The sequence below is a fragment of the Trinickia violacea genome (assembly GCF_005280735.1).
Lineage (GTDB): Bacteria > Pseudomonadota > Gammaproteobacteria > Burkholderiales > Burkholderiaceae > Trinickia_A > Trinickia_A violacea.
In genome coordinates this window covers 4,108,751-4,124,328 of sequence record NZ_CP040077.1, presented here as the reverse complement: position 1 = coordinate 4,124,328, position 15,578 = coordinate 4,108,751, and the positions used below count along the sequence as shown (strand labels likewise).

The window sequence follows — 15,578 nt, the reverse complement described above, 5'->3', positions numbered from 1 at the left end:
TTTACCACTGGCGCGGGTCGCTTTCCCCCGCGCGGGCGCCGGTAAAATGCCGACTTCTCTCGGCATCGCTCGCTTGACGCAAAGGCTCGCATGGAACTGAAATGGCTCGAAGACTTCGTATCGCTTGCGGAGACGCGCAGCTTCAGCCGCTCGGCGGAACAGCGCCATGTCACGCAGCCGGCGTTTTCGCGGCGCATCCAGGCGCTCGAGGCATGGCTCGGCACGGAGCTCATCGATCGCTCGGTGTATCCGACGCGCCTCACGCCCGCCGGGCAAGTGTTCTACGAGCAGGCGCTCACGATGCTCTCGCAGTTCCGCGAGGCGCGCACCGTGCTGCGCGGACACACCGGCGCGCCGGCCGCGACGATCGAATTCGCGGTGCCGCATACGCTCTCGCTCACGTATTTCCCGCGCTGGCTGCAGCGCATCGAGGCACAGATGGGCCAGGTGCATGCGCGCCTGCGGGCGCTGAATGTGCACGATGCGGTGCTGTCGCTGGTCGAGGGCGGCTGCGATCTGGTGATGGGCTATCACCATCCGAGCCACCCGGTCGCGCTCGACCCCGCGCGCTACGACATGCTGACGCTCGGCACCGAGCCGATCAGCCCTTTCTCGGCGCCGTCGCGCCCCGGGCGCGCACGCTACACGCTGCCCGGCACGCCGGACGCGCCGGTGCCGTATCTCTCCTACACCCCGAACGCGTACCTCGGGCGCATGACGGAAGTGATCATTGCCAACGCGCCGGCGCGGCTCTATCTCAACCGCGTCTACGAGACCGACATGGCCGAAGGGTTGAAGGCGATGGCGCTCGCCGGTCACGGCGTCGCGTTCTTGCCGCATAGCGCGGTCGAAGACGCGGTGGCCAGCGGCAAGCTGATCCGTCTCGATCGGACCGCGCGCGGCGCGGGCGCGAATTCGTTCACGCTGACGATGGAGATCCGCCTCTACCGCGACAAGCTCGCGGCATCCGGAGACGAGCCGAGACAAGCGCTCGTGCGCCGCCTTTGGGACGTCGTGACGCAGGAACTGGCGCAGCCATCCGCATAAAGTCACAGCCTGGTCTATCCCGTGCCGCGCGGGGCTCCCGACGCGAGGGAGGGCCCCGAACCTGCTCATCCTTAACGCTTCGCGGCGGCTCATATCACGCCAGAAGCCCCCAAACATCGTTATGCGAGAAAAGCATAATGGGATGATCAATCGGCATTGGATTTCGGAAATCGCCTTCTCGACAATTGCGGTCACCTGTTGACCGTCGGAGATTTCATGTCCTCGCAATTGCAGTCCTCGTCCGCTGCGCAATCCATTCCCTCGTATCTGCATAGCGACGATCTCGGCCCCTGGGGCAACTATCTGCAACAAGTCGATCGCGTCGCGCCTTACCTCGGCTCGCTGTCGCGCTGGCTCGAAACGCTGAAGCGTCCGAAGCGCATTCTCGTCGTCGACGTGCCCATCGAACTCGATAACGGCACCGTCGCGCACTTCGAGGGCTATCGCGTGCAGCACAACGTGTCGCGCGGCCCGGGCAAGGGCGGCGTGCGCTACCACCAGGACGTGACGCTCTCCGAAGTGATGGCGCTGTCCGCCTGGATGTCGGTCAAGAACGCTGCGGTGAACGTGCCGTACGGCGGCGCGAAGGGCGGTATCCGCGTCGATCCGCGCAAGCTGTCGCGCGGCGAGCTCGAGCGCGTGACGCGCCGCTACACGAGCGAAATCGGCATCATCATCGGACCGAACACCGACATCCCCGCTCCGGACGTGAACACGAACGAGCAGATCATGGCGTGGATGATGGACACGTACTCGATGAACCAAGGCCAGACGGCCACGGGCGTCGTGACCGGCAAGCCGATCACGCTCGGCGGTTCGCTCGGCCGCAAGGAAGCGACCGGCCGCGGCGTGTTCGTGGTGGGCACGGAAGCGGCGCGCCGCGTCGGCCTCGAGGTCGAAGGCGCGCGCATTGCGGTGCAAGGCTTCGGCAACGTGGGCGGCATCGCGGCTCGCCTGTTCCAGGAAGCAGGCGCGAAGGTCATCGCCGTTCAGGACCACACCGGCGCGATCTACAAGTCGTCGGGTCTCGACACCGTGGCGCTGCTCGATCACGTCGCAGCGAAGGGCGGCGTGGGCGGCTTCCCTGGCGCCGACCCGGTTTCGAACGACGAGTTCTGGACCATCGAGACCGACATCCTGATCCCGGCCGCGCTCGAAAACCAGATCACCGAAAAGAACGCATCGAAGATCAAGACGAAGATCATCGTGGAAGGCGCGAACGGCCCGACCACGACGGCAGCCGACGACATTCTGCGCGACAAGGGCGTGCTCGTGATCCCGGACGTGGTCGCGAATGCCGGCGGCGTGACGGTGTCGTACTTCGAATGGGTGCAGGACTTCTCGAGCTTCTTCTGGACCGAAGAAGAGATCAACCAACGTCTCGAGCGCGTGATGCGCGAAGCGTTCGCCGCCGTGTGGCAAGTGGCGAGCGAGAACAACGTGTCCGTGCGGACGGCGGCGTTCATCGTCGCGTGTAAGCGGATTCTGATGGCGCGCGAAATGCGCGGCCTGTACCCCTGATCCCCTGCTGATCGAAAGATCGGAACCTACCGGCGCGGTCCACAAGACCGCGCTAGCACCTGAGAGGCGGGCGGCATCGATAAGATGCCGCCCGTTTGCGTTTTTGAGGCGGCGGCGCGCTCTCGAAAAGCGCCATGCCTTTCGGTTTATAAATTTCTTGCTTTCAATTACATTACTTTGCTACGCTTGCTCGCTTCCGGCCAAGGAGACTGAGGAAATGAAGACCAAACAAGCGGCATGGGTGCTGACTGCGTTGGGACTGATCGCATGCGGCGCACAGGCGCAAGACGCGGGCACGCTGAAGAAAATCAAAGACACGGGCGTGATCTCGCTCGGCCACCGCGAATCGTCGATTCCGTTTTCCTACTACGACGAGAAGCAGAACGTGACCGGCTACTCGTACGAGTTTCAGATGAAGGTGGTCGACGCCGTCAAACAGAAGCTCAACATGCCGAACCTGAAAGTGAAGCTGACGCCTGTCACGTCGCAAAACCGGATTCCGCTCGTGCAGAACGGCACCGTCGACATCGAGTGCGGCTCCACGACCAACAACGCTGAGCGCCAGCAGCAAGCCGCGTTCTCGAACACGATCTTCGTGATTGGCACCCGCCTGATGACGAAGAAAGACTCCGGCATCAAAGACTTCCCCGACCTGAAAGGCAAGACCGTCGTGACGACGGCCGGCACCACGTCAGAACGCTTGCTGCGCAAGATGAACCAGGACAAGAACATGGGGATGAACATCATCAGCGCGAAAGACCACGGCGATTCCTTCCTGACACTCGAGACCGGCCGCGCCTCCGCATTCATGATGGACGACGCACTGCTCGCTGGCGAGCGCGCGAAGTCGAAGAATCCCGACCAGTACGCCATCATCGGCACGCCGCAGTCGCATGAAGCGTACGGCTGCATGATGCGCAAGAACGATCCCGAGTTCAAAAAGGTCGTCGACGAGGCGATCGCGCAGGTCCAGACGTCCGGCGAGGGCGACAAGATCTACAAGCGCTGGTTCGAATCGCCGATTCCGCCAAAGGGCCTCAACCTGAACTTCCCCGAAAGCGACGACATGAAGGCGCTCTTCAAGAGCCCGAACGACAAGGCGATCGACTAAACCCCGCTGCACTACGCATTGAATGAGACGGACAGAGGGTCACGCCTCTCCCGTCTTTTTTATCGGCCCGAGTGAGTGTTTCACCTCTGACTCCGGCCCCACGCAACGCTGGAGTCTCGTCATGTCTTATCACTGGAACTGGGGCGTTCTGCTAAGCCCGGTCTCCACCGGTGAGCCCACCACCTATCTCGGCTGGCTCATCTCCGGGCTTGGGGTCACGGTCAGCGTGTCGCTCGTCGCGTGGGTGATCGCGCTCGTCGCCGGCTCGTTCTTCGGCGTGCTGCGCACCATGCCGAACAAGCGGCTGGCGGCGATCGGCACCGTCTATGTCGCGATCTTTCGCAACATTCCGCTGATCGTGCAGTTCTTCATCTGGTATCTCGTCGTGCCGGAGTTGCTGCCCGCGTCGGCCGGCAACTGGCTCAAGCAGTTGCCGCCGGGCGTGCAGTTCTTCTCGGCGTCGATCGTGTGTCTCGGCCTTTTCACTTCGGCGCGCGTCTGCGAGCAAGTGCGCTCGGGCATCGAGGCGTTGCCGCGCGGGCAGCGCGCGGCCGGGCTCGCGATGGGCTTCACCGAATGGCAGACGTATCGCTACGTGCTCTTGCCCGTGTCGTACCGGATCATCGTGCCGCCGCTCACGTCCGAGTTTCTCAACATCTTCAAGAACTCGGCGGTGGCGTCGACGATCGGTTTGCTCGATTTGTCCGCACAGGCGCGGCAGCTTGTCGACTACACGGCGCAGACCTATGAGTCGTTCATCGCGGTGACGCTCGCCTATGTGCTCATCAACCTCGTCGTGATGAATCTCATGCGCTGGCTCGAACGCCGGACCCGGCTGCCCGGGTACATCGGAGGGAAGTGATGCATCATTTCGACTGGAGCGGTATTCCGGGCGCGCTGCCCACGCTGTGGACCGGCGCCGTCGTCACCTTCAAGATCACCGTGCTCGCGATCGTTGTCGGCATCGTGTGGGGCACGGTGCTCGCGATCATGCGGCTCTCGGGCGTGAAGCCGCTGCAATGGTTCGCGCACGGCTACGTGACCGTGTTTCGCTCGATCCCGCTCGTGATGGTCCTGTTGTGGTTTTTCTTGATCGTGCCGCAGGTGTTGCAGAATGTGCTCGGGCTCTCGCCCGACATCGACATTCGTCTCGCCTCTGCAATGGTGGCGTTTTCGCTGTTCGAGGCCGCGTATTACTCCGAGATCGTTCGCGCCGGCATCCAGGCGGTGCCGCGCGGGCAGGTCAACGCGTCGTTCGCGCTCGGCATGAACTACGCGCAGGCGATGCGCCTGGTCGTGCTGCCGCAAGCGTTTCGCGCGATGGTGCCGCTCTTGCTCACGCAAGCGATCGTGCTGTTTCAGGACACTTCGCTCGTCTATGTGATCAGCCTCGCTGATTTCTTCCGCACGGCAACGAATATCGGCGACCGAGACGGGTCCGCCGTCGAGATGGTACTGTTCGCGGGTGCGTGTTATTTCGTGATCTGCGTGATCGCGTCGGGCCTCGTCAAAGGTCTTCAGAAAAAGGTCGCAAGATGATTTCCATTAAGAACGTGTCGAAGTGGTACGGTCATTTTCAGGTGTTGACCGACTGCACGACGGAGGTGAAAAAAGGCGAGGTGGTCGTGGTGTGCGGGCCGTCGGGCTCCGGCAAGTCGACGCTCATCAAGACCGTGAACGGTCTCGAGCCGTTCCAGCAGGGCGAAATTCGGATCGACGGCCAGTCGGTCGGCGACAAGAAGACCAATCTCTCGAAGCTGCGCTCGAAGGTCGGCATGGTGTTTCAGCACTTCGAGCTGTTTCCGCATCTGTCGATCATCGATAACTTGACGCTCGCGCAGATCAAGGTGCTCGGCCGCTCGACGGACGAGGCCACCGAGAAGGGGGGCAAGCTGCTCGATCGCGTCGGGCTCAAGGCGCATGCCGAGAAGTTTCCTGGACAGCTTTCGGGTGGCCAGCAGCAGCGGGTGGCGATTGCGCGCGCGCTGTCGATGGACCCGATCGCGATGCTGTTCGACGAACCTACGTCGGCACTCGATCCCGAGATGATCAACGAAGTGCTCGACGTGATGGTCGAGCTCGCGCAGGAAGGCATGACGATGATGTGCGTGACGCACGAAATGGGCTTCGCGAAGAAGGTCGCGCATCGCGTGATCTTCATGGACAAGGGGCTCATCGTCGAAGACGACCGCAAGGAGGATTTCTTCGCGAATCCGAAGTCGGATCGGGCGAAGGATTTTCTGGCGAAGATCCTGCATTGATGGCGTGTGGCGAGCTGCCCGTCGCGGCAGCGATTCGCTAGCCGCAAAACCAAAGAGCCGCTTCCTGGGAAGCGGCTCTTTTGCATGAGGCGTTTCGTTCTAACGGCGCGCTAATGCGGTGTCACGACTCGCACGCTGCGGCATCGTCCGATTCGATATCGAGTTCGGCCGTCGCGGGCAGCATCGATGCCGACGCCGTTTCGTCGCACTCGGGATTGCGCGCTTTGTCGAGCACGAATTGCGGCACCGGGATATGGGTTCGCGCGACGACGTCGCCATCCTGGAACATCAGCAGATCGCCCGGTTGGAACGCGGTCCAGACTTCGTTATCCGTGAGCGGCTTCGTGGCAATCACGGCGACGCGATCTTCCGGCGTCGTATATTTCGCGAAATCGATCGACATGTCCGCATCGATCAGATGCGCCGTCGAAAACGGCCAGCTCCGCACGAGGTAATGCAGATGCGTCGAGCAGTGCGCAAAGAGCGCCTGCCCGTTCGACATCAGGAAGTTGAACACGCCGTATTGCGTGATCTCGCGCGTGAGCGTGCCGAGCGCTTCGAACAACTCGGGAAGCGGCGGCTGCGAGCCGGGAAACGCCGCACGCAAGCCGTGCATCAAGGCACAGAACGCGAGTTCGCTGTCGGTCGTTCCGACCGGCTGATACACGCCGTTCATCGCCGGACAATAGTCCTTCAAGTCGCCGTTGTGCGCGAAGATCCAATGACGCCCCCACAGTTCGCGCATGAACGGATGGCAGTTTTCCAGCAGGATGTGCCCTTGCGTCGCCTTGCGGATGTGCGCGATCGTGTTCTTCGACTTGATCGGATAGCGCTTGACCATCTCGGCGATCGGCGAGGTGGCCGACGATTGATGGTCGATGAAGAGGCGGCAGGCTTTATCTTCGAAGAACGCGATGCCCCAGCCGTCGGCATGGTGATCGGTGACGCCGCCACGCGCCGCAAAGCCGGTGAAAGAGAACGTGACATCCGTCGGCGCGGCGCAGTTCATTCCGAGAAGTTGGCACATGGTGCAGATAAAGCGAAGCGTGTGAGGCGGGCTTGCCAACGAGCGAACCCGCAGCTGAGTCGCTAGGTGAACCCGTTACAATATGTTTTTTAAAGCATATCACCGAGCCCCAAGCGGCCAAAAGCGAATTTCCCGGTGTCGCGGCGCGCGCGTTGCAGTTTTTCCACGTTGCCGGCCGGGTTATTCGCGCAAGGCTTGTTGCGCTAGGGGCGCTGCGCTTGCCACTCTCGTTATTCCCTCGCCATGACTGCTTCCATTCCTTCTTCCATCGCCGCGTCTGCCGGCGCCGCGCAAGACACGCTCACCTTTGCCCGTCCCGACGACTGGCACCTGCACGTGCGCGACGGCGCGATGCTCGCGGCCGTGCTGCCGCACACGGCCCGCCAGTTCGGCCGCGCGATCATCATGCCGAATCTGAAGCCGCCCGTGACGACGACGGAGCAGGCGCAGGCGTATCGCGAGCGCATTCTGGCCGCGCTGCCGGCCGGCGCAAAGTTCGAGCCGCTGATGACGCTCTATCTCACCGACAACACGCCTCCCGACGAGATTCGGCGCGCGCGCGAAAGCGGCTTCGTGCACGGCGTGAAGCTTTACCCGGCGGGCGCCACGACCAATTCGGACGCCGGCGTGACGAACCTCCTGAAATGCGCGAAGACGCTCGAGGCGATGCAGGAAGCCGGCATGCCGCTTTTGATTCATGGCGAGGTGACGGACCCGGCCATCGACTTGTTCGATCGCGAGAAGGTCTTCATTGACCGCGTGATGACGCCGTTGCGCCGAGACTTCCCGGCGCTCAAGGTCGTCTTCGAGCACATCACGACGAAGGACGCCGCCGACTACGTGCGCGATGCCGGTGTCGCGCCCGGACTGTTGGGCGCGACGATTACGGCGCACCATCTGCTCTTCAATCGCAACGCGATTTTCCAGGGCGGCATCCGTCCGCATTACTACTGCCTGCCTGTGCTGAAGCGCGAGACGCATCGTGTGGCGCTCGTCGAGGCGGCGACCTCGGGCAATCCGCGCTTCTTCCTCGGCACCGACAGCGCGCCGCACCCGAAGGGCCTGAAAGAGCACGCGTGCGGCTGCGCGGGTTGCTACACGGCGCTCCATGCGCTCGAACTTTACGCGCAAGCGTTCGACGAGGCGGGCGCGCTCGACAAGCTCGAAGGCTTCGCGAGCTTCTTCGGCGCGGACTTTTACGGGCTGCCCCGAAGCGAAGAACGGGTGACGCTGCGCCGCGAGACGTGGACGCTGCCCGCCGAGATCGAGGCAGGGGGCGCGCCGGTGGTGCCGCTGCGCGGCGGCGAGGAAATCGGCTGGCGACTGGTTTGAGCGTCTCGAGTTTCGAGCGCATCGATTGGTCCAGGCCGTGGTTTGCGCCGTTTGCCGAGCGCGGCGCGCGCTGGCAGCGAGCCGCGCTCGAGAGCGAAGCCGCCTATCTCGCCGAACTCAATCGCGACGCCTGCGCAAGCGGCCAGACGACTGGCCGCGGCAAGCCGCTGGCCTTTATCGCGCAGGACGACCTTCCGCCGGGCGCGGCCTACGAGGCGCATATCGGCGCAACAGGCTGCGTGCCGACCCGGCGCAACCTGCACGACTTTTTCAACGCGCTGATGTGGTTCACGTTTCCGCGCATCAAGGCGGCGCTGAATGCGCGGCAGTCGGAGGCGATCGACGAGCTGGGCATCGGCCCGACGCGCGGCGGGGTGCGCGACACCCTCACTTTGTTCGACGAAAACGCGCTGCTGTTCGCGACGGCCGATCCGTCGCTTGCCGAAGCATTACGCAACTTCGATTGGCACACATTGCTGGTCGAGAATCGTTCAGCGTGGGGCGAGCGCTGCGAGGTTCGCTCGTTCGGCCATGCGCTGCTGGAAAAGCTGATCGCGCCATACAAGGCGTGCACCGGACACGCCTGGATCGTCGAAGTGCCGAATGAATACTTCTCGTGGTCCGACGCGCAGCAACGTGCGTTACTCGACGAGACGACTAGCGCATCGATCGAGCGCGAGCCGCTGGCCAGCCGGATGTTCGCGCCGCTGCCCGTGCTCGGCATTCCGGGCTGGTGGCCTGCCAACGACGACCCCGCGTTCTACGACGACAAGCAAGTGTTCCGCTCAGGCCGCCGCGCGCGCTGAGCGGCGATGCTGCCGGCATCGCCGTCGGTCTGCGGCGAAGGGGCGCGCCAATCCAGCATGATAAAATCGCGGCTTGCAAAGCAGGCCAGGCAGTCGCGGCTTTTCCGGCTTCATGCCGGAGAGGGCGAGGAAAGTCCGGACTCCATAGGGCAGGGTGATGGCTAACGGCCATCCGTGGCGACACGCGGAACAGGGCAACAGAAAGCAAACCGCCGATGGCCCGGCTTAGCCGGGATCAGGTAAGGGTGAAACGGTGCGGTAAGAGCGCACCGCGGCTGCGGCGACGCAGTCCGGCACGGTAACCTCCACCCGGAGCAATTCCAAGTAGGCAGGCGCGCATCTTCGCGATGCAGGACGGGGCCCCCGTCTCGTCTGCGGGTAGGAAGCTTGAGCGCGTCAGCAATGGCGCGCCTAGAGGAATGGCTGCCACGCGCGCGGCGCTCTCGTAGCGCGGTGCGTGCACAGAATCCGGCTTATCGGCCTGCTTTGCCGCTCTAATAGAAAAGCCGGCGTCGATTGCGACGCCGGCTTTTACGCCCCGCGCAGCCGTGCTCAGTCGGCGACGATATCGAACGAATGCGTGAGTTCGGCCGTCTTTGCCATCATGATCGACGCCGAGCAGTACTTGTCGTGCGACAGGTTGATCGCGCGCTCGACAGTCGACGGATTCAGGTTCTTGCCCGTGACGGTGAAGTGAAAGTGGATCTTCGTGAAGACCTTCGGGTCTTCGCTCGCGCGCTCGGCCTTGAGCGTGACCGAGCAGCCGGAGATGTCCTGGCGGCTTTTCTTGAGGATCATCACGACGTCGTAAGCGGTGCAGCCGCCGGTGCCGAGCAGGACCATTTCCATCGGCCGCGGCGCGAGATTGCGGCCACCGCCCTCGGGCGCGCCGTCCATCGCGACGAGATGGCCGCTGCCGGTTTCCGCGGCGAACGACATGCCGTCCTGGCCCATCCAGCTTACTTTGCATTCCATGCTTGCACTCCAGCAAATCGGTAATTCGAGACAGGCATTGTAGCCCGCTGCCATGCGCGACGCCCGCCGCGATCTAAGCGAAAGCCATAGTCTTGACGGTGAGGGTCGATGTTGCTCGGCATCCTTCCGGAATTCTTTAGGGATTCCCCGCTCTCGTTAGGGGTTTTGCTCTAGTCTTCGCGGTGCCATGCTTGCGGGGAAATCTTCTACGCTATTGATTTTTAACAGTATTTCTCGAGTTTGAGTGCCTCTTTCTTTATTTCACATTATGAAGTTATATTTCGCAATATAAATCTTCTTGCGTCGCAAAAAGTGCGTTCGTATAATGCGACTCATTGGTTGTCGTTGTTCGGCAATCTCCGCATGTCTCCTCCACCCTCCTCCTTAGGTGGATTAAGCCCGAACCGAGCGTTCGGGCTTTTTTTCGTCTGTTCAATGCAGTTTGATTTACCGATGCGCGTCCGGCCTTTGGCCGAATCGGCGTCAGCGCGTGGCGGTGGCGAGAAGACTCAGCCCTTGATGGCCGCGAGATTCGCCTGCGCGGCGCGCAAGTCATCCATCTTCTCGCGCAGCGCGTGCTCCTTCTCCGCTACTTTGTCTTGCGCCTTGCCTATCTTCTCGGTGTCGCCGCCGGCCGTCGCCTCCTGTAGTTGGTGCCTTGCGCTATCGAGTTCGTTCTGCGCTTTGATCACGTCTTTCTGGCCATTGCGCGCCTTGCGTTCGGCGCGCGTGTACTGGGCCTCGTCCGTGCATTTGGCCTTGGTCTGCTTCAATGCCCGTTGCAGCCCGGCGACCCGGTTGGTATTGCCTGCTTGCTTGGCGGCGTCGATTTGCGCCTGAAGCGCGTGGATTTTGACCGTGCACCTTTGGCTGTAGGCGGACGCGGCCGATGCGCTCAGCAGTGCGAGGGTCATAACAGCAGCGGTGAGGCATTTCTTCATTGTCGATTTCCTTCGCTTGGCACGACGAATACCGCGTCGCGGGGCCTGACGCCAAGCCGTCTTGCCGCGCGGGGAGCATTTCTGAAATTTTTTTGAAAGGTTCGACTTTAACCCAGGTCGCTTGAAGGGCGTCTCAAAAGAGACTGCGGCTTATCGGCGCGACGGCCACGCTTGGGCACGCGAAACCCCGATGCACTGCGCCGGCGAGCGCGATTTGCCGCCTGCGGCACGGGTAACTTGGAGCGCCGTGGGAATTTTTGACTCGCGCGCGGAATTTCATTTATAATTCAAGGCTTTTCCGCATCTATGCCCGCGGAAGAAGAACAGGGAGAGCCTGCACCGACGCCTCGATGCGCCAACTCAAGCAGGAAAAAAACACAGGGCACAGCATTTTTATTTGGATCGATCATGAAGACGTTTTCCGCAAAAGCCCATGAGGTGACGCGCGAATGGTACGTGATTGACGCGACGGATAAGGTTCTCGGCCGTGTCGCCAGCGAAGTGGCACGCCGTCTTCGCGGCAAGCATAAGCCTGAGTTCACCCCGCACGTCGACACCGGTGATTTCATCATCGTTATCAACGCCGGCAAGCTGAAGGTCACGGGCAACAAGACCTTGGATAAGAAGTACTACCGTCACTCGGGCTACCCGGGCGGCATCTATGAAACGACGTTCGGCAAGATGCAAGAACGCTTCCCGGGCCGCGCGCTCGAGAAGGCGGTCAAGGGCATGCTGCCGAAGGGCCCGCTCGGCTACGCGATGATCAAGAAGCTGAAGGTCTACGCCGAAGCCACGCATCCGCACTCGGCTCAACAGCCGAAGGCGCTCGAGATCTAAGGGGAGCCCACATGATCGGTAATTGGAACTACGGTACGGGCCGCCGCAAGAGCGCAGTCGCTCGTGTCTTCATCAAGGCAGGCAAGGGCGACATCGTCGTCAACGGCAAGCCCATCGCCGACTACTTCTCGCGCGAAACGTCGCTGATGATCGTGCGCCAGCCGCTGGAGCTCACGAACCACGCTACGACGTTCGACATCAAAGTCAACGTGACGGGCGGCGGTGAAACGGGTCAAGCCGGTGCGGTTCGCCACGGCATCACCCGCGCGCTGATGGACTACGACGCCACGCTGAAGTCGCAACTGTCGAACGCCGGCTTCGTGACGCGTGATGCACGTGAAGTCGAGCGTAAGAAGGTCGGCTTCCACAAGGCACGCCGCCGTAAGCAGTTCTCGAAGCGTTAATCGCTTTGGCGTTGCACCGGTTCAACGGGTGCGACGGTTGTACGAAAAAGCCGCCAGCGCGTATGCGCCTGGCGGCTTTTTTCATGGGTGGCCGGACGCGGCCCGAGGCGCAGCTCAGTGCTAAGAACCTATTGATTTCATGGACTTCGGCACGATATCGAGATCAGCCCTACAATAGCGCCTAGAAGCTTTTTTGGAGAGTTCGAATGAACGCTGTCACCGACACCCCCGTGACCGAGATGCCGAGTCCCTTCGTCTTTACCGACGCCGCGGCCGATAAGGTCAAGCAACTGATCGACGAGGAAGGCAATCCCGACCTGAAACTGCGCGTGTTCGTGCAGGGTGGCGGCTGCTCCGGCTTTCAGTACGGTTTTACGTTCGATGAGGCCATCAACGAAGACGACACCGTGATGAACAAGGGCGGCGTCCAGTTGCTGATCGATTCGATGAGCTATCAGTACCTGGTTGGCGCCGAGATCGACTATAAGGACGACATCAACGGCGCGCAGTTCGTGATCAAGAATCCGAACGCGACAACGACTTGCGGTTGCGGCTCGTCGTTCTCGGTCTGATAGATCGGGACGTCTGCTTGCCGGCTTGAGCCGGAAGCCGGGCAAGAAAACGGGGCAACAAGCCCCGTTTTTTCGTTGCTGGCGGGTTTAGCGCGGGTAGATCGCACCGAGCACGCGGTCGCCGGAGGCGCCCGTGACCGTCGGCAGGTTGCCCGGCGCACGGTCCACGCAGCGCATCGCGAGCCACGCGAACGCGAGCGCTTCCACATGATGCGGCGGCACGCCGAGCGCATCCGTCGTTTTTACCGGTACGCCGCAGACACCGCTTTGCGTGAGGGCGGTTTCGAGCGCCTTCATCAGTTCGGGATTGCGCGCGCCACCTCCACAAACGTAGACCGCCCGACAGTCCGACGCATGACGTTCGATTTCGCGTGCGACTGTCGTCGCCGTGAGCGCCGCGAGCGTGGCTTGCACGTCGGCCGGGCTGACCGACTCGAAGCTGCTTAGCTTGGCGTCGAGCCACTGCGCGTTGAACAGGTCGCGGCCCGTGCTTTTCGGCGGTGCGGCTTCAAAGAAAGGTTCGTCCAGAAGCGCGTTCAAGAGCGGTTGGTTCACGTTTCCGCTTGCCGCCAGCCGCCCGCCTTCGTCGAAGGGCGTGCCCAAATGCCGATGCGCCCATTCGTCGAGCAGCACATTGGCCGGACCGCAATCGAACCCTCGCACGTTGACTGCGCCACCCTGGCCGCTGCCGGCCGGGAGGATCGTGATGTTGCTGATACCGCCGAGATTGCAGACGACCCGCGTTTCATCCGCCGCGCCGAAGATCGTCGCGTGGAACGCAGGCACGAGCGGTGCGCCCTGACCACCCGCGGCGACGTCGCGGCTGCGGAAGTCGGCAACGACGTCGATATGGGTCATCTCCGCAAGCAGCGCCGGGTTGTTGATCTGGCGTGTGTAGCCTTTCTCCGGCCGATGGCGAATTGTCTGCCCATGCGCGCCGATCGCGCGCACTTGCTGTGGCGAGAGGCGTGCTGTGCGCAGCAACTCGTGGCAGCAGACCGCGTAGCGCGCAGCAAGCGCCGAGGCGGCAAGCGCCTCGCGTTCGATCTCGTTCTCGCCCGGTTGCTGGAGCGCGAAGAGCGCCTCGCGCAGCCCCTCGGCGAAGCCGACGAACGCTTCCGCCAGCACGACTGGCGGTTTGTCTGCCTCGAATCGGACCGCGACGCCGTCCACGCCATCCATGCTGGTGCCGGACATCAGCCCGAAATACACGCCGTCCGCGGGGTTCTTGACCGTGCTGTGCGCCACGTTTCGCTCCTGTCTATCGTTGTCGCCGCGGCGGCAGCAGACGGTTCGTAGCCGTCCGCCGCCGCCGCCTGCCGTTGGCTTGCGTCAGATTATCCTGGTTAGCGCGGCAATCGTTAAGCGTGGACGAAGGGGGCAGCCGCCAGATATGGGACAATCCTGGTTTTTGCAACGTCCCGATTACCTGTTCAAAGATGAGCACCGAGTCCACCTCCGCCAAGCCTGCCTCGCCATTTCCGATCACCGACGAGGTCCGTCACGCGCTGGACGTTACCAAGCGCGGCGTCGATGAACTGCTGATCGAAGAGGAGTTCGCGCAGAAGCTCGCGAAGAGCGCGGCGACCAGCACGCCGCTGCGTATCAAGCTCGGGCTCGATCCGACCGCGCCCGATATTCACATCGGCCACACCGTCGTGCTGAACAAGATGCGCCAGCTGCAGGACCTCGGGCACACGGTGATCTTCCTGATCGGCGATTTCACGTCGCTGATCGGCGATCCGTCGGGCCGCAACGCGACGCGTCCGCCGCTCACGCGCGAGCAGATCGAGTCGAACGCGAAGACCTATTTCGAGCAAGCCGCGCTCGTGCTCGATCGCGAGAAGACCGAGATCCGCTACAACAGCGAATGGTCGATGCCGCTCGGCGCCGACGGCATGATCAAGCTCGCGTCGCGCTACACGGTCGCGCGTATTCTCGAGCGCGAAGATTTCACGAAGCGCTTCCAGGGCGGCGTGCCGATCTCGATTCACGAATTCCTCTACCCGCTGATGCAGGGCTACGACTCGGTCGCGCTCAATGCCGATCTCGAACTCGGCGGAACCGATCAGAAGTTCAACCTGCTGGTCGGCCGCGAACTCCAGAAGCAGTACGGGCAGGAACAGCAGTGCATCTTGACGATGCCGCTGCTCGAAGGGCTCGACGGCGTCGAGAAGATGTCGAAGTCGAAGAACAACTACGTCGGCATCAGCGAGAAGCCCACCGACATGTTCGGCAAGCTCATGAGCATCTCGGACGTGCTGATGTGGCGCTACTTCGAGCTGCTGTCGTTCCGTCCGCTCGACGAGATCACGCAATTCCAGCGCGAAACCGAACAAGGGCGTAATCCGCGCGACTTCAAGGTGCTGCTCGCGCAGGAGATCGTCGCGCGTTTCCATTCGCAAGCCGATGCCGAGCGCGCGCTCGAAGATTTCAACCACCGCGCGAAGGGTGGTGTGCCGGACGATATTCCTTCGGTGACCCTTACCGGCGCGCCGCTCGCCATCGGGCAGCTGCTCAAGCAAGCGGGTCTTGTGCCGTCGACGAGCGAAGCGCTGCGCAACATCGAACAGGGTGGGGTGAAGATCGACGGCACGACCGTCTCCGACAAGGGGATCAAGGTCGAAGCCGGCGAATACGTCGTGCAGGTCGGTAAGCGCCGTTTTGCGCGCGTGACGTTGTCGGCCTGACGATGATCGCGCACGTCTTGCCCGTCGCTCTGTCACGCCGTCGTAGCCCGGGCC

The 15,578-nt window shown here is 62.4% G+C and carries 16 protein-coding genes and 1 other RNA gene; 13 read left to right on the top strand and 4 right to left on the bottom strand.

The features are described 5' to 3' along the window. The first annotated feature begins 90 nt into the window (after window positions 1–90). The 6 genes from FAZ95_RS18805 to FAZ95_RS18780 all read left to right on the top strand — a co-directional run bounded on the left by FAZ95_RS18805 (window position 91) and on the right by FAZ95_RS18780 (window position 5,940). Entirely contained in the window at window positions 91–1,047 is a 957-nt protein-coding gene (locus FAZ95_RS18805; protein WP_137333825.1) for a LysR substrate-binding domain-containing protein, read from the top strand. 216 nt (window positions 1,048–1,263) lie between these two features. Beyond that, window positions 1,264–2,568 (top strand): Glu/Leu/Phe/Val family dehydrogenase, encoded by a 1,305-nt coding sequence (locus FAZ95_RS18800; protein WP_137333824.1) that lies wholly within the window; start codon window positions 1,264–1,266, stop codon window positions 2,566–2,568. A gap of 217 nt (window positions 2,569–2,785) precedes the next feature. Next, a complete protein-coding gene (locus FAZ95_RS18795) occupies window positions 2,786–3,679 on the top strand; it encodes a glutamate/aspartate ABC transporter substrate-binding protein (protein ID WP_137333823.1) in 894 nt (297 codons plus the stop codon). A 121-nt stretch (window positions 3,680–3,800) separates the two neighbouring features. Beyond that, window positions 3,801–4,541 carry an amino acid ABC transporter permease gene (locus FAZ95_RS18790; protein WP_137333822.1) on the top strand — a complete coding sequence of 247 codons (741 nt, stop codon included), beginning with the start codon at window positions 3,801–3,803 and terminating at the stop codon, window positions 4,539–4,541. Beyond that, on the top strand, window positions 4,541–5,218 hold the full coding sequence (gltK, locus tag FAZ95_RS18785) for a glutamate/aspartate ABC transporter permease GltK (protein ID WP_137333821.1): 678 nt from the start codon (window positions 4,541–4,543) through the stop codon (window positions 5,216–5,218). The genes FAZ95_RS18790 and gltK overlap by 1 nt, the downstream gene beginning before the upstream one ends. Further along, the gene (locus tag FAZ95_RS18780) at window positions 5,215–5,940 is read left to right on the top strand and encodes an amino acid ABC transporter ATP-binding protein (protein ID WP_137333820.1); all 726 of its coding nucleotides are present in this window, start codon (window positions 5,215–5,217) and stop codon (window positions 5,938–5,940) included. The genes gltK and FAZ95_RS18780 overlap by 4 nt, the downstream gene beginning before the upstream one ends. Before the next feature lie 121 nt (window positions 5,941–6,061). Here the strand turns inward: FAZ95_RS18780 and FAZ95_RS18775 are convergent, their stop codons facing one another. After that, complete coding sequence (locus FAZ95_RS18775; protein WP_137333819.1) at window positions 6,062–6,967, bottom strand: class II glutamine amidotransferase; 906 nt, start codon at window positions 6,965–6,967, stop codon at window positions 6,062–6,064. Window positions 6,968–7,210: 243 nt separating this feature from the next. Between FAZ95_RS18775 and pyrC the strand changes: the two genes are divergently transcribed. The 3 genes from pyrC (at window position 7,211) to rnpB (ending at window position 9,597) form a co-directional block, all read left to right on the top strand. Beyond that, window positions 7,211–8,299, top strand: coding sequence for a dihydroorotase (gene pyrC / locus FAZ95_RS18770; RefSeq protein ID WP_254699753.1), 1,089 nt, complete (start codon window positions 7,211–7,213; stop codon window positions 8,297–8,299). Further along, window positions 8,284–9,105: a DUF3025 domain-containing protein gene (locus FAZ95_RS18765; protein ID WP_137334635.1), complete on the top strand. Its 822-nt coding sequence runs from the start codon at window positions 8,284–8,286 to the stop codon at window positions 9,103–9,105. The genes pyrC and FAZ95_RS18765 overlap by 16 nt, the downstream gene beginning before the upstream one ends. A 77-nt stretch (window positions 9,106–9,182) precedes the next feature. Then, window positions 9,183–9,597: RNase P RNA component class A (gene rnpB, locus FAZ95_RS18760), an RNA gene on the top strand. A 60-nt stretch (window positions 9,598–9,657) separates the two neighbouring features. Here the strand turns inward: rnpB and FAZ95_RS18755 are convergent. Both FAZ95_RS18755 and FAZ95_RS18750 read right to left on the bottom strand, forming a co-directional pair. Continuing rightward, a complete protein-coding gene (locus FAZ95_RS18755) occupies window positions 9,658–10,080 on the bottom strand; it encodes an OsmC family protein (protein WP_136893133.1) in 423 nt (140 codons plus the stop codon). Window positions 10,081–10,589: 509 nt separating this feature from the next. Next, complete coding sequence (locus tag FAZ95_RS18750) at window positions 10,590–11,021, bottom strand: DUF1090 family protein (protein WP_137333818.1); 432 nt, start codon at window positions 11,019–11,021, stop codon at window positions 10,590–10,592. 408 nt (window positions 11,022–11,429) lie between these two features. On the opposite strand from FAZ95_RS18750, the gene rplM reads away from it, so the two are divergent. From rplM to erpA, 3 genes are all read left to right on the top strand, one after another. Then, a complete protein-coding gene (gene rplM, locus FAZ95_RS18745; protein WP_137333817.1) occupies window positions 11,430–11,858 on the top strand; it encodes a 50S ribosomal protein L13 in 429 nt (142 codons plus the stop codon). An 11-nt stretch (window positions 11,859–11,869) separates the two neighbouring features. Further along, entirely contained in the window at window positions 11,870–12,262 is a 393-nt protein-coding gene (gene rpsI, locus FAZ95_RS18740; protein ID WP_137333816.1) for a 30S ribosomal protein S9, read from the top strand. A gap of 206 nt (window positions 12,263–12,468) precedes the next feature. Beyond that, window positions 12,469–12,834 carry an iron-sulfur cluster insertion protein ErpA gene (gene erpA / locus FAZ95_RS18735; protein WP_137333815.1) on the top strand — a complete coding sequence of 122 codons (366 nt, stop codon included), beginning with the start codon at window positions 12,469–12,471 and terminating at the stop codon, window positions 12,832–12,834. Window positions 12,835–12,921: 87 nt separating this feature from the next. Here erpA and FAZ95_RS18730 read toward each other — a convergent pair whose 3' ends face one another. Beyond that, window positions 12,922–14,031 carry an anhydro-N-acetylmuramic acid kinase gene (locus FAZ95_RS18730; RefSeq protein WP_137334633.1) on the bottom strand — a complete coding sequence of 370 codons (1,110 nt, stop codon included), beginning with the start codon at window positions 14,029–14,031 and terminating at the stop codon, window positions 12,922–12,924. Between the two features lie 242 nt (window positions 14,032–14,273). On the opposite strand from FAZ95_RS18730, the gene tyrS reads away from it, so the two are divergent. Beyond that, the gene (gene tyrS / locus FAZ95_RS18725; protein ID WP_137333814.1) at window positions 14,274–15,524 is read left to right on the top strand and encodes a tyrosine--tRNA ligase; all 1,251 of its coding nucleotides are present in this window, start codon (window positions 14,274–14,276) and stop codon (window positions 15,522–15,524) included. Window positions 15,525–15,578: the final 54 nt, after the last annotated feature.